We start from the raw sequence: 14,356 nt of genomic DNA on the forward strand, positions 1-14,356 counted from the left end.
GAACCGGCCAGCATACCGAGGTCAAAACACGACATTTCTAAGTAGCCAGAACACGACATTTCTAAAAAGCTACTACAATCAAAAAGTTCGATCATCAGCATTATGTCAACTGCACTTCCGACTGTACCCGAGCAGTCAAGACATTTGCGCACCCGTCAGTCTTCCGTAGCGGCAGTCGCGGAAGACGCCCGTATCCGCATGACGGTTTGACGCGAGGTGCCGAATTTGCGTGCGACCTCGCTGACCGACAGGCCTTTGTCGAGCGAACGCATGACGCGCTCCTGATCGTGGCGCGACAGCGAGGCTGGCCGGCCAGTATGCTGTCCGCGTTCCTGCGCGAACTTCAGGCCGTTCTGGCTGCGTTGGCTTCTCGTCGCGATTTCCATTTGGACGATCGCGCGCAGCGTTTTGACCGCTTGCCGTTCGGGACGGCCTGCGAGGTCCACGTTGCCGAGCTCGACGCACAGGACGGAAATTCCTTTGTCGCGACATGCCATCAACGTCGAAAGTACATCGCGCGCGCTGCACCCGAGCGCGGAAAGTTCGAGTACCACCAGAGAATCGCCGGGAGCAACACGCCGCAAGAGACCCTTCAGTTCCGGCCGACCGGCTGCCGCGACGTACGGGTGCACATGTTCGATCGCGGTGCGGCTGAGCACGACGGTGTAACCGGCCTTGTCGAGCTCGAACAACTCCTTTTCCGGATCCTGACCATCGACGGGTTTGTTGAGGTAGAAATAAGTGCGAGCCACGACGGTGTCCTGGAGCGGCCATCAACGACGCGAACGCGCAAGAACGGACAGCAAGTCGTCCAGTGCCACCGGTTTCAGCAGATGCGCATCGAAGCCGGCATTCGTGGCCTCCTTCACGTCGGCCTCCTGGCCAAAGCCGCTGAGCGCGATACAGGTCACCGATCTGAGCGCCGGCGCTTCGCGCAACTTCGCGATGAACGCCAACCCACCCATGCCCGGCATGCCGATATCGGACAGGACGAGGTCCGGTATCTGGCCGTCGAGCAGGGACAACGCCTCTTCTCCGCTGGTCGCCGTCTGAACGATCGCGCCATCGCTTTCCAGCAGGACCTTGAAGGTTTCGACGGTTGTAGCGTCGTCATCGACCATCAGGATATGCAGACCGTGCAACGATTCCGCCACGGGTCCGCTGCCAGGACTCGCAACTGCGACAGCGCGATGGGTCGGGAGCGTGATAGTGAATGTCGCACCGCGGCCGACACCTTCCGATTCCGCCCGTACCGCGCCGCCATGCAGGCTCACGAGATCCCTGACCAGCGCAAGGCCGATGCCGAGGCCGGCACGGCGTGCGTTCGAGTCCCGGCTTTGCTGGAACATGTCGAAGATGTGCGGCAACAGCGACGGCTCGATGCCGCTGCCGGTATCTGCCACACGCAGCACGGCCTCGGCATGTTCGTTGACCTGCAGCGAGACATCCACCGAACCGCGCTGCGTGAATTTCAGCGCATTGCTGATCAGGTTCCAGACCGTCTGTTCGATCCGCGTGATGTCAGCGTGGATGATGACGGGCGAGCCCGTCATGGTGACGTCGAGCGCGAGGCTGCGCTGGTTCGCTTCGGCCCGAACGGCGTCGGTGACACGACGGACGACCTCGCGCAGGTCGACGGGCGTGCGCACTACCGACAGCTTGCCGGTCCGTACGCGCGAGATATCGAGTAAATCGTCGATGATCTGGGCTTGACCCATCACGGTGCGCCGGATCGTGTCGGTTGCACGCAAAAGGTTCAGGTTCTGCCGCGTTTCCGGCGCGCGCGCAATCAATTCCGCGCTCGCCGAAATCAGATTGAGCGGATGCTTGAGTTCGTGGGATACCACGGCAAGGAATTCGTCGCGCCGCCGCTGGGTATCCCGCTCGCTGGCTTCTCGTACGAGTTCGGGCTTTGCGGCGCGGGCGGCCGTTGCGGACTCGGCGAATTCCCCCAGGTCACGAGCGATTTTCGCAAATCCGCTCACACCCGGTTCATCCAGACGCGCCAGCACGCCGCTCGCAAAGAAGTGCGTGCCGTCCTTGCGCTGATGCCAGCGCTCCTCCTCGGTGCGCCCATTCAGTCGAGCCTCCGCGAATTCGCGCCGGGCAACGTCATTGACACGGTCCTCCTCGGTCGAAAGGATATCGGCGGACTGCCCGATCATTTCCGCTTCCGTGTACCCGAAGATCCGCTTCGCACCGGCATTCCAGCTCGTGATGAGGCCGTCGTCGTCGAACGTGATGATCGCGTAGTCCTTGGTGCCCTCGGCCACGATACGCATGCGCCGTTCGCCTTCGCGCAGCCGGTCTTCCGCGTGACGACGGTCCGTGATGTCGACGAACGACAGCACCGCGCCGTCGATGCGGTCCTCCGTCGTCCGGTAGGGAACGAAGCGCGCGAGATACCAGTGCCCATCGTTGCTCTTCAGCTCCCGCTCGATCACGCGCAGCGAATCGAACGCCTCCGCTGCATCGTCGGCGAGCTTCGGGTATTCGAGCCGATGCGTGATATCCAGCAACGAGCGTCCGATATCGGAAGGAATGATGCTGAAGACATCGGTCGCACGCGGCGTGTAACGCTTGATGCAGATATTGCGATCGACGAAGATCGTGCCGATGTCGTTCGCGGCAATCAGGTTGTGCAAGTCGTCGTTGATCTTGCCGGTTTCCTCCACCTTCGATTTCAGCTCGGCATTGACGGTGGTCAATTCCTCGTTGATCGACTGAAGCTCTTCCTTGCTGGTTTCGAGCTCCTCTGTCGCCGAACGCAGTTCTTCATTGATGGCCTGAAGTTCTTCGTTGGAGGCCTTCAGCTCTTCCGTCGACGTTTCCGACTGCTCGATGGTCGACTGAAGCTGCTCTTTCGTGCGCTGCAACTCGCGCTCGAGCTGGTCGATGATCGGATCTTTTTGCGCGTCGGCCGTCGATGTTTCCGATCCGCTCATGCTGTCTTCGACTTCATCGAACAACACCAGCACGAAATCCGCATTGGCCTCGGGATCGTGCACGGGACGCGCCGTCATGTTGACGAAATACGAACGTGCCTCGCGCTCTATCCTCACACGTCGCGCTTCCACGCTGCGATTCGTGTGCAAGGCCTGGTAGATCGCGGTGCGCAGTTCGAGCCGCAGCTCGGGGCGCACCACCGCGATGATGTTGTGAGACGGTTCGCCCCCCGAGTACTGCAGGAAGCGCCCTGCGCGGTCGGACAAGTGAACGATTTCGGAATCGCGGCTGACGAGCACGCTGGGCGGTGCATGTTGCTCGACGAGACGCTGATGCAAGTCGCCAAAGGAGAGGCGGCGGCGTCCCGGCGGCTGCACCGTCGAAACGATCGGCCGTGCGCTCAGGGTGCTGGAAATCGACGCCGGCACGAGCGTATCGCCGCGCACCGCCACGTTCGCACGGTAGATGCGGTTGCGCTTGTCGATGACGGTGAACATCGAACTGACGCTGTCGGCCGATTCGGAGCTGCCGAGAAACAGCACGCCGCCCGGACGCAGCGCGAAATGAAACATCTTCAGAATTTCAATCTGGGCTTCTCGATCCAGATAAATCAGCAAGTTACGGCAGCAAATCAGATCGAGCCGCGAGAACGGTGGATCGCTCAACACGTTGTGATGCGCAAACAGCATGTGCTCGCGCAGTTCTTTCTTGACCCGATAGTGCGCGGCGTCTCTGGTAAAAAACTGGCGTACGCGGCCCGGTGTCACGTCGGCGAGGATCGAATCGGGATAGAGGCCGGCACGCGCGAAGGAGATCGCCCGCTCGTCGATATCGGTCGCGAAGACCTGGAACGAATTGCCCTCGGGCGACTTCAGCGATCGATCCTGCAGCAGCATCGCCAGCGAATAGGCTTCTTCGCCGGTGGCGCACCCGACCGACCATACGCGGACGCGGTCCTGCTCGTCTCGCCCGTCGAAGATACCGGGCAGGACATCCCGCTCCAGCACGTCGAACGCCTCCTTGTCGCGGAAGAAGTTCGTGACGCTGATCAGCATGTCCTGCAGCAGCGCCTGGGTTTCCTCCGGGTGCAGGTGGAGGTGGTCGCGGTACGCCTGCAGATCGGTAATGCCGTTGACCTGCATGCGGCGCTCGATCCGTCGCAGAACGGTCGCCCGCTTGTAATGACGAAAATCGTGCGCGGTGCGCGTGCGCAGGATGATCATGATCTCGCGCAGCGCCCGTTCTGCCGCCTCGTTGCCCAGATCGTAGAGGTGTTCCTCGTTTTCGACCGCCGGCAGATGTATTTCCTTTGCAGTCAGCCACAGGTCCATTAGCCGCTGCGGCATCTCCGCCGCGGTGGCCACGAAGTCAACCATGCCGGTGGCAATCGCGCTGCACGGCATGCTGTCGTATTCCGCTTCCGCCGGGTCCTGGGCAAGCGTGATGCCGCCCATTTCCTTGACTCTCGACAGCCCGACGGACCCGTCCGAGCCGGCGCCGGACAGCACGATGCCGATTGCGCGTTCGCGGTGGGCTTCCGCCAGTGTCCGGAAAAACAGATCGATCGCGGCCTTGCGCCCCCCTTCCTCAGGCTGATTGGGGGCGACGCGCAAATAGTCGTCGACCATCGTCAGCGCGAGCGATGGTGCGATCAGATAGACGTGATCCGGCTGAATGGGCGTGGCGCTCGTCACCTGGAGCACGGGCATGCTGGTTGCCTTCTGCAGCAGCGAAGCCATGTTGCTTTCGTGATCAGGCGCCAAATGCACGACCACGACAAACGCCATTGACGTGCGCGCCGGCAGCGCTTCGAAAAATTCAAGGAGCGCACTCAACCCGCCCGCCGATGCGCCGATACCGACGATCGGATGATTTGCCTGGCTCGGGAGAGTGTGGCCGCGTCTTTTCGACATCGCTACTGATCCTTCGGAAGAATAGGTATTCGCGGCCAGGGTCAGGCAGGCTCCTGGCCCGCTTGCACCAAGATGCGCAGTAAACTTCCATTATCCTTCGAGAAGCAGCGACTGCAAGATTTTTGCCGCATGCCGCCATGCCGCGCGCGCCGGGCCGCCGCCCGCCTCTTCCCCCTGCCGCGACGCAGGGTCGCCGCACCGCCCCGCCGAGTGTTTTTTTCCGCGGGACGCCCAACACATCGATCGTCATACATCTCACATAACCGAAACTGCTGCGCAGACAGTTGCCGAAACTGAAATCTCCGATGCGCGGGAGATCGCAACGAAAATCGGTCATGAATGTGCCTGATGGAAACGTATCCATTGGATTCGGGCTTCGCACATCGATGTCGTTGGCGACAACAGGGAGCACGCGCAGTTTTCGCGCCGCACGCTCAGTGCGCGATCTCGCCGACCATCGGGTCGCGACAAGGTCGCCGGCCCCGCCGCGTCTCTCCTTGTTCGCTATCGACAACCGAAGGCGTCGCATTCTCACGCTCGAACGTATCGACGAGCGAGGAATCGCTCTTGCCTGCAGTCGGCGCAGCTGTCCGTAATGCTCAACATACGGACATGTTTACGTCGTGTACTCGCGACCGTCCCTAGCCTATGCTACGTACGGTCTCATCCCGGCTCGGACGAGCCCCCTTACAGGGAAATCGCGATGGTTGTTGAAAGGCTTTCGATTCGTGCTGACTTCGGCAAGCTGAAGGTCATCGCGGTCTGGCAATGCCTCGCAAAAAACGGCATGAAAGTGTGTCGTTGGAGAGTTGAAGTCGATCGGACGACCCGCACGGAATCGATGACGGTCGACGTTATCGGCGCCCATCCGATGCGCATCGCCGACATCGCCGCCATGCTCGGCGACCCGCATCTCGAAATGAGAGTCGCGCCGTTTCATTTGACGGTGATCTCGAATCCCGGAGCCGAGCCTGCATCGGGGACGGGCGGCGCGCGTGACGCGGCCGGTCCATTCGCACGCGTACGCTCAGGTCCGCGGCTGACGCTGGCCGGAGATGTCACGGATCACGTCACGTGCTCCAGGCGAAAATGATCGCGCCAAAGCGCGCGACGTAGTCCCGGTTTGCGGTCGTCACGACCGACACTCAGTGGATCGGTAAAAACGCCTATTTCAAATTCCAGGAGACAAAAATGCTGAGCCCTCACGAATTGGCGGCGCTCATGCTGATCAAGTCGTCGCCAGACCAGATCGACATGGAACGCGAGGAACTCGATACGCTGCTCGAGCAGCAACTCGTCATACTCGAGCGGCTCGCTTCCGGCGTGCGGCGTCCCTCGGTGACGGATGACGGCGAATTACTGCTTCGTGCAGTGATGCGGGCACATTGACCAGCCTTCGCTGACCGACCGGGTCATGGCGGCCGGGCGCGACAGGCGAAAAGCCGTGACGTGGCCAACGTCCGCGCGCCGAGCAGGTGAACATCCACGGTAGTTCATTCAATTCAGGAGATTGTTGATCATGCAAACCCATGAATTGGTTTCCGGCGCGCAGCGCGCCAATCTCGACACTTTTTTCGATCTGGCCGGCACGATGGTCGATGGTGTCGGGAAACTGGCTGAACTCAACGCGCGCTTCACGCGGTCGACGCTGAAGAGCGCGCTGGAGATGGGACAGAACGCGATCGTCAAGCCGCAAGACTGGTTGGCGATCCAGAGTGCGACCGTCGCGCCGATGGCCGAGAACGTTCAGTCCTACAGCAGCGAGTTCTGGGGAATCGTGTCGTCCGCCCAGACGTCGATGCTCAAGGCCGCGCAGGAGGGAAGCGACACGTATGTTCGTCGTGTCCAGACCTTCGTGGAAAACGCGACGAAACACGCGCCGAGCGGCTCCGAGGCGGCTGTGGCTGCCTTGAACTCCGCGATCGATGCCGCCAACGAGTTTTATCTGACGCTAGGGAAAACCGGGCAGCAGGCGGTCGAAGTCGCGCAAAGCACCGTCGATGTGGCGGCGGCCGCGGTGTCGAAGAGCGCCAGGCGCGCGATCGAGCAGGAGCAGCGCGCGGCGAAACGATAATTTGGCCGGCAGTGCCGCAGCCTGTCGCCGCACATCACTCGACCAAGCGGACACGGCTTCGGTATCGTCGAAGCCGGCATTCCCGAGCCATCGCACCTCCCTCTTGCCCTCGAACATCAGCCTGTCGGGCCGCGAAACCGGCGGCTCGTGCTTCCAAACCTGAAAACGGTCCCTCGCCGTATCGAATCCACCGCCGCGAACGTTGACTTCGTAGTGGACCGGATGTGTCGGTTTCGGCCAAGTCGTAGCGCCCTCCTGCATTGTCGACGCCGCCGTTGCGGGCGTTGCACGGCGTTGCCATGTCGCGGCCCGCAGGCTCGCTCCCCCGGCCGCCCGCGGCGCTGGCGTCGTGATGTGATGCGTCGTGATGTGATGCGAGGGGCTGCCGCAAGCGGCATAGCCACGCCGCCGCGGGAACGTCCGTTGCGCTGGCGAACGCGTGCCCCGAAGGAGCATCCGACACGACCAAACCCCACCACGCCGGCGACGACGCGTTGACCTTGGGCCGGCGCGCCATACATTCGACGCCGCCGCAGGCGTATCACGGCGGCACGCATGCGTATCGTTCGGAGCAGCATGTCGACGATGCGCGACGCGTCCCGCCGATTTGGAAACTCACCCGCGCGAAACGCTGCCCGACACAGTCGACATTCGCGCCAGCCAGTAGGATCACCATGAACACCACCGACCACCACAGAACCCGCATCATTCGCAAGGAACGTGAAACTGCGCGCGGCCCTGGCCCCGACTTCATGGCCGCCAGTACGCTCGAAGGCGACAAAGTGCTCACCGCGGACGGCGACCACGCCGGCAGGATCAAGGCGATCATGCTCGATGTCGGCTCCGGTCGAGTCGCCTATGCGGTGCTGTCGAGCGGCGGCCTGCTCGGGATTGGCGACAAGCTGCTCGCAATTCCATGGAACGAGCTCACGCTTGACGCTGCACACAAGTGCTTCGTGTTGTCGGTATCAATCGAACAGGTTCGCAGCGCACCGGGATTCGACAAGGACCACTGGCCGGCTCTGGTCGATCCGCAATGGGCCGGACCGATCCGCGACTACTACAGCAGCGTGCCTCACTGGAGCGTCGATGACGAGTTCGGGTCCGATATGCCTGAAGACGAGCTGGCGCCGAATGTTCCTGGGCACGACGGACGCCAGCGCTGACACGCGGCGGTTGCATCGTCGCAGGAGAGCAGCATGGAAACGTGCGCCGTCATCTGGGCCGGATCGTGAGCCGGTCGTGGGCGTGCTGCACGCCATCGACCTGCTTCACCGTATTGACGGCGAGCATGCGCTGCTGCAGGTCCGGCACACTGCCCGTCAGCACGACGTCGCCGTGGCGCGTCTTCACGTGGATATCGCCTGACGACACGTTGTCCTTGCCCCCGCGTTGCCATCCAGACAACAACCGTTTGATCTAAAACCGATGTCTATTGGGGCAGTTCGCAAGACCGCATGCGGTCGAGATCGCTCTCATCGGAAAACTGAACGGAAATCAAGGCCACCCTGAAACACACGTCGTCTGCCGCGTTTCCAGTCAGCGTCCGCTTACTGCGTTTCGCTCCGGTGGATCGTCGCCCCCACGGCATTGCGCAGGACCTCCGCGAGTTGCTCGTTCTCATCGATGCGGGCCTGCTCGATTGCAACGTCCTCGGCGTTGCCGCTCTGTCGGGCCCATTTCTGGCGCTCGAGCGCAAAGATCATGCGCTCGTGAACCGCCCGGATCGCCGCCCATATCGTGTCTTCCGCTTTCTGCGCCTGCGCGTCCTCCAGCGAAAGCACGGAGAACGCGTGCCCGGTATGGCACCGATAGCGCAACGGGCGATCGTCACTCATGCGCCACAACACGCCGTGGCAACTGGGGCATGTGAGCGCGGAGCGTTCGCCGATCGCATCAAGAAGCTGTGGCGTCACGAGGCCGCGCTCCGCAAGCCGGGCCTCTTCGTCCAGATCGCGCAACTCTGCCATCTTGTCCTTCTCCTCCACACGTGCACCGTAGACCGCTGCATGAATGGTCCGCGGCAGTTCATCGGCCCGGGCGATCGCATCGGCGCCCGCCGCGGCAAGCGCGCTGCGCGGCATGGAAGGCGCGTCGCACTCATCGGGGTCCTGAACGATCCCGTAGCCGTCGCGGGCCCGGATTGCGGCCAGTCCGGCTGCGCCGTCGTCCAGATCGCCGCTGAGCACCACGCCGACCACCCCGGCGCCGTATTCACGTGCCGCCGATCGAAACAGCGGATCGGCGGCCGGACGGGTGTAGTTTTCGGCAGCGGTATCGAGCAACAAGAAGATCCCGCCGCGTAGGATCATGTGCCGATCCGGCGGCGCGATGTAAATCCTTCCCTGCTGGGGGCGTTCCCCATGCATCGCCTGGCTTGCCAGCAAGGGACCCCATCGCGTCAGCAGCTCCGGCAGGATCGTCCGATGCCGGCCGATGTGCTGCACGATGCAAATCGGCACCGGGAGATCCGCGGCCACACCCGCGACCAGCGTCCTGAGCACCGCGAGGCCACCGCGTGACGAGGCGATGACAACAATGTCTCGGTGGTTCATGGCACCCTCCTATGCGGATGGTGCAGCAAGATTGGTGCCCGATACGGGATGCCGCCGAATGAACCACGTACGAGCAGGCGGTACGAAGCGCCGACCGACGCTCGAATCGACGGCCTCGACGCGCGGACGAATGCATGCAGATGGACGACAGCGGACCGTCGCCCGCTGCCATCCCGTCACACGCGCATTGGACAGGCCCGCGACTTCACTGAAGGTCGGTCAATGCGGCAAGCAGCATCCCGAAATCCAGCGGTTTGGCGAGATGCGCATCGAATCCGGCGTGTGCGGCAGCGTCGACGTCGTCCTGGCGGTTACGGCCGGTCAACGCGACGACCTTCAGGTTCGCCCACCGGGGGTCGGCCTTGATCCGGCGAAGCAACTCGTAGCCGTCCATGTCCGGGAGCCCGATGTCGGACACGATCGCGTCGATCGGTGTCGTCGGCAGGATCTCGAGCGCCGAGGCGGCGGTTTCGGCGATGCTGACCACCGCGCCCGCCAACTCCAGCAGCGCAGTGAGCGACAGCGCCGTCTCCTGGTCATCCTCGACGAGCAGCACGCGCAGGCCGGCGATGCTCCGCTCCGACACGTCACCGCCGGTGGTGGACACCGCGCGCTCGTCCGCCGCGGCCGGCAGCCATACCGTCATCCGCGTGCCTTGTCCCTGACCATCGGAAGCCGCCGAAATCCGGCCGCCGTGCATCTCGACGAGTTGCCGCACGAGCGCCAGACCGATGCCGAGGCCACCGCGAGCCCTGTCGCGCGGCGCCTGCCGAAACATGTCGAATACATGCGGAAGCATCTCGCGATCGATGCCCTGGCCGTTGTCGACGACGTCGACACGCAGCATCCGCCCTTCGTGCGTCAACTGCACCACGATCTGCCCATGCGGCGGCGTGAACTTCAGCGCATTGGACATCAGGTTCCAGAATATCTGCTCGCATCTCACCGGATCGGCGAGCGCGATGGCCGGACCGGCCGGCAACTCCGTTTTCAGAACCAGCCCGCGCGCGTGCGCGTCGGCCTCGCACGTATCCGCGATCGTGCGCAAGATGGCCGTCAGGTCGACCCGCGATACGTCGAGTGCCAGCTTTCCGGTCTGGATGCGCGACAGGTCGAGCAGGTCGTCGATGATCTGTGCCTGCGCGCGTACGGCCTGGCGGATCGAATCGGCCGCCTCGCGCACGGCGGGAATGTCGCGCGTCTCGGGAAGGCGCGGCAGCATCTCCGACTTGACGCCGATCAGGTTGAGCGGATGTCGCAGCTCATGCGACAGCACCGCAATGAACTCGTCCTTCAGCTGGTTCGAGCTCAGGGCCTGCTCGCGTGCGGCCTGTTCCCGCGCGAGCGCTTCCCGGTTCGCATCCTCGCTCTGCTTGCGCGACGTCAGATCGCGAACGATCTTCGCGAACCCGCTGAACGAGGTGTCCGAAATCGGCGTGACGACGCCGCTGCAGAAGATGCGGCGCCCGTCCTTGGTGCGGTGCCAGCGCTCGTCGTCCGCGCGCCCTTCCCGGGTCGCGATGTCGCGCTCGCGCGCCGGCACGAGCGCCTGCCGGTCGTTCGGTTCGTAGATCAGCTCCACGTCCTGACCGATCATCTCGTCCTCCGTATAGCCGAAGATGCGTTCGGCGCCGGCATTCCAGCTGACGATCGATCCGTTGTTGTCCTGGATGATGATCGCGTAGTCCTTGGTCGACTGCGCGACCAGCCGCAGGCGTTGCTCGCCCGCGCGTGCCGCTTCTTCCGCGTGATGCCGGTCGGTGATGTCGATGAGCGTAATGACGGCGCCGTCGATGTGATCGTCCGCGGTGCGATAAGGCAACAGCCGCATCAGGTACCACCGTCCCGTCTCGCTCTCGATTTCGCGTTCGATCAGGCGCAGCGACTGGAACGACTGGCGGACGTCGTCCGCGAGCGTCGGATATCGCAGCGCGTGCGTAATATGGAACAGCGACCGGCCGAGGTCCGTATCGATCAGGTTGAAGATCGCCGTCGCGTTCGGCGTGAAGCGCTTGACGCGGATCTCCTTGTCGACGAAGACGGTGGCGATTTCGCTCGACGCGATGATGTTGTGAAGGTCGTCGTTCGCCTTTGCCGTGTCCTCGATGCGCGCCTGCATCTCGGCGTTCGCCGTGGTCAGCTCTTCGTTGACCGACTGCAGTTCTTCCTTGCTGCTTTCGAGCTCCTCGCTCGTCGAGCGCAGTTCCTCGTTGATCGCCTGCAGCTCCTCGTTCGACGCCTTCAGCTCCTCGACCGACGTTTCATACTGCTCGATGATCGTCGCCAGTTGCTCGCGGCTGTGCTGCAACTCCTGTTCGAGCTGCGCGAGCACCGGATCCTGTCCGCTCGCTTCCGCCTGATCCTCCTCGGTCATGCGGCCGGCCACCTCGTCGAACACGATCAGCAGGAATTCCGAATTGGCGACCTTGTCGTGAAACGGCCTGACCGTCATGTTGATCCACGACACGCGGGCCTCGTGCGTCCACTTGACGCGCCGCGCCTCGACGCTCGTGCCCGTTTGCAGCGCGCGGAAAATGGCCGTGCGCAAGTCGAGCCGCAGGTCCGGCAGCACCAGCGTCATGATGTTGCTGGACAGCTCCCCGCCGACATGCCGCAGGAATCGCCCGGCGTTGTCCGACAGGTGAACCACGTTGGATTCCTTGTCGATGATGACGCTCGGCGGTGAATAGGTTTCCAGCGCACGCTGATGAAGCTCCGAATAGGAGAAGTTGCGCTGGGCCGGGCTGGCCGGAACCCGCATCGGCGGTTGAGGCGCGGAGCGCTCGTCCCCGCCGGATTCGACCTGGAAAAGCGGCGGGAAGCCCGTGACCGGTTTCGCGCGATGCGTGACGACGCGCGCCTGGTAGATCCGCCGCTTCTTGTCGACGACCGTAAACAGATCGTCGGCTGCGTCGGCCGATTCCGCGGTGCCGAGGAACAGATAGCCGTTCGGACGCAACGCGAAATGAAACAACTCGAGGATCTGCCGCTGCACCGCGCGCTCCAGGTAGATCAGCACGTTGCGGCACGAGATCAGGTCGAGGTGCGAGAACGGCGGATCGCGCAGCAGGCTGTGGGCGGCGAACAGGATGCGCTCGCGCACGGCCTTGGCAATCACGTAGTGCGCGCCCTCGCGCGTGAAGTAGCGCTGCAGCAGCGGCGCAGGCACGTCCGTCGCGATCGACAGCGGGTAGGAGCCCGTGCGTGCGCGGACGATCGCGGCTTCGTCGATATCGGTCGCAAATACCTGGATCGCCTGGCTCGACATCGACGCCTCGCGTGCCCGCGCGAGCAGCAGCGAGATCGAATACGCCTCTTCCCCCGTCGCGCATCCGGCCACCCAGACCCGCACCTGCTCCTCGGCGGATTCCGGCGCGAACAACTGGGCGATCACCTCGCGTTCGAGGAAGTCGAAGGCCTCGCGATCGCGGAAAAACTGGGTCACGCCGATCAGCATGTCGGCCAGCAGCGCGTTGGCCTCGTCCGGCGCGGTCCGCAGGAAGTCGCGGTACGCGAGCATGTCGCGCTGGCCGTTCACCTGCATGCGCCGCTCGATACGTCGCAGCACCGTCGCCCGCTTGTACAGCCTGAAATCGTGGCCGGTGCGTACCCGCAGGTGCATCAGGATGTCCGACAGCGCCCGTTCGGGATCATTGGCGCCGGGCCGATCGCCGATTTGCTGCATCTGCGTGAGTTCGAGGGTCTGTTGCTCGATGCGTCGCGCATTCGCCCAGAGGTCCAGCAATTTTTGCGGCATCTCGGCTGCCGGCAGCACGATATCGACGCGCGCCGTCGAGATCGCATGCTGCGGCATCTCCGCGTACTCCGCATCGTCCGGCGTCTGGGCGAGCGTGATGCCGCCCGCCTCCTTGATACGGCTCAAGCCCGCCGCGCCGTCCGAGCCGGTACCGGACAGCACGATGCCGATCGCGCGCGAGTCGTGAGCGTCCGCCAACGTCCGGAAAAAGTGGTCGATCGAGAGCGCGGCACCTTCGGCGGAGCTCAGCGGGCTACAGCGAAGGCAACCGTCGGACATCTCCAGCTGCATGCCGGGCGCGATCACGTAGATATGGTTTTTTTCGATCGCTATCGTGGTCGTGACCTGATGCACCGGCATACCCGTCGTGTGCTGCAGGACGTTGTCCATATGGCTGACTTGTGCCGGTGCCAGATGGACGATGACCACGAACGCCATGTCCATGCCCGTCGGCGCGCTCTCGAAGAAGGTCTGCAAGGCCGTCGTGCCGCCAGCGGATGCCCCGATGCCCACAACCGGAAACGGCAGATCGCTCTTCACCGCGGTGGACGAGTGTGGCTGCTCCTGATGGGTCGGCTCTTGCCGTGACATTGATTTTCTCCTGATGCTGTAGCTGGACGTCGCCTGTCGGGCGCCAACCGCTGGGGCGTCACATGGATCGGGGCGCAGTTCCGCAACGGGCCGGGCCTGTTCGTGGCCATGCACTCTATCAGGTTGGCAGCCGGCTATCGGAAGCGCGCTCGAAGGCGACCGCACGGGCTCGCGATATCGACCGGTGAAGCCGGTTTCGTCCAAGCGCCTGATGGATATTCGGCAGCCTATTCGTGCTCGCGAGACCTTGCACGGGCGCTCGTGCGTATTGTACGCGGCGATCGAGCCATGAGCCGGCACCCTGACCCCGAATTCATTCGCCGGTCGTCCCGTTGCGCCGCGATACGCTATTGCCGACAGGCGCACCGGCCCGCGCATGGGCATGCGTCTCGATTCGCATCGCGGGAACGTCGAGGCGCCACCCGTGCTCGAGCGCGCTGCCCATGCCGCCGTACCGCTCGCTGACCGCCGGGTTCTTTGCCTTGTCGAGCAACGCTCTGTGAACAGAATGCGCCTGCGC

At 63.5% G+C, this 14,356-nt stretch carries 8 protein-coding genes and 1 pseudogene; 4 read left to right on the top strand and 5 right to left on the bottom strand.

Annotation, left to right across the window (positions count from 1 at the left end):
* Positions 1–155: 155 nt before the first annotated feature.
* Both DIE02_RS01950 and DIE02_RS01955 read right to left on the bottom strand, forming a co-directional pair.
* Entirely contained in the window at positions 156–752 is a 597-nt protein-coding gene (locus DIE02_RS01950; protein ID WP_124528471.1) for a recombinase family protein, read from the bottom strand.
* A 21-nt stretch (positions 753–773) separates the two neighbouring features.
* Positions 774–4,859 (bottom strand): CheR family methyltransferase, encoded by a 4,086-nt coding sequence (locus DIE02_RS01955; RefSeq protein ID WP_124528473.1) that lies wholly within the window; start codon positions 4,857–4,859, stop codon positions 774–776.
* 703 nt (positions 4,860–5,562) lie between these two features.
* Here DIE02_RS01955 and DIE02_RS01960 point away from each other — a divergent pair.
* The 4 genes from DIE02_RS01960 to DIE02_RS01975 all read left to right on the top strand — a co-directional run bounded on the left by DIE02_RS01960 (position 5,563) and on the right by DIE02_RS01975 (position 8,099).
* On the top strand, positions 5,563–5,952 hold the full coding sequence (locus DIE02_RS01960; RefSeq protein WP_124528475.1) for a hypothetical protein: 390 nt from the start codon (positions 5,563–5,565) through the stop codon (positions 5,950–5,952).
* Positions 5,953–6,050: 98 nt separating this feature from the next.
* Positions 6,051–6,248 (top strand): hypothetical protein, encoded by a 198-nt coding sequence (locus DIE02_RS01965; protein WP_044848675.1) that lies wholly within the window; start codon positions 6,051–6,053, stop codon positions 6,246–6,248.
* Positions 6,249–6,378: 130 nt separating this feature from the next.
* Positions 6,379–6,933: a phasin family protein gene (locus tag DIE02_RS01970; protein ID WP_124528477.1), complete on the top strand. Its 555-nt coding sequence runs from the start codon at positions 6,379–6,381 to the stop codon at positions 6,931–6,933.
* A 674-nt stretch (positions 6,934–7,607) separates the two neighbouring features.
* Positions 7,608–8,099, top strand: a complete 492-nt coding sequence (locus tag DIE02_RS01975) for a PRC-barrel domain-containing protein (RefSeq protein WP_124528479.1) — start codon at positions 7,608–7,610, stop codon at positions 8,097–8,099.
* A 49-nt stretch (positions 8,100–8,148) separates the two neighbouring features.
* On the opposite strand, the pseudogene DIE02_RS01980 reads toward DIE02_RS01975, so the two are convergent.
* From DIE02_RS01980 to DIE02_RS01990, 3 genes and pseudogenes are all read right to left on the bottom strand, one after another.
* Positions 8,149–8,304: pseudogene (locus tag DIE02_RS01980) on the bottom strand (BON domain-containing protein); the annotation flags it as partial.
* Positions 8,305–8,483: 179 nt separating this feature from the next.
* A complete protein-coding gene (locus tag DIE02_RS01985) occupies positions 8,484–9,488 on the bottom strand; it encodes a chemotaxis protein CheB (protein WP_124528483.1) in 1,005 nt (334 codons plus the stop codon).
* Positions 9,489–9,693: 205 nt separating this feature from the next.
* Complete coding sequence (locus DIE02_RS01990) at positions 9,694–13,836, bottom strand: CheR family methyltransferase (RefSeq protein WP_124528809.1); 4,143 nt, start codon at positions 13,834–13,836, stop codon at positions 9,694–9,696.
* Between the last annotated feature and the right edge of the window lie 520 nt (positions 13,837–14,356).

Origin of the sequence: Burkholderia sp. Bp8991, from assembly GCF_003853795.1 — a bacterium.
Classification (GTDB): domain Bacteria; phylum Pseudomonadota; class Gammaproteobacteria; order Burkholderiales; family Burkholderiaceae; genus Burkholderia.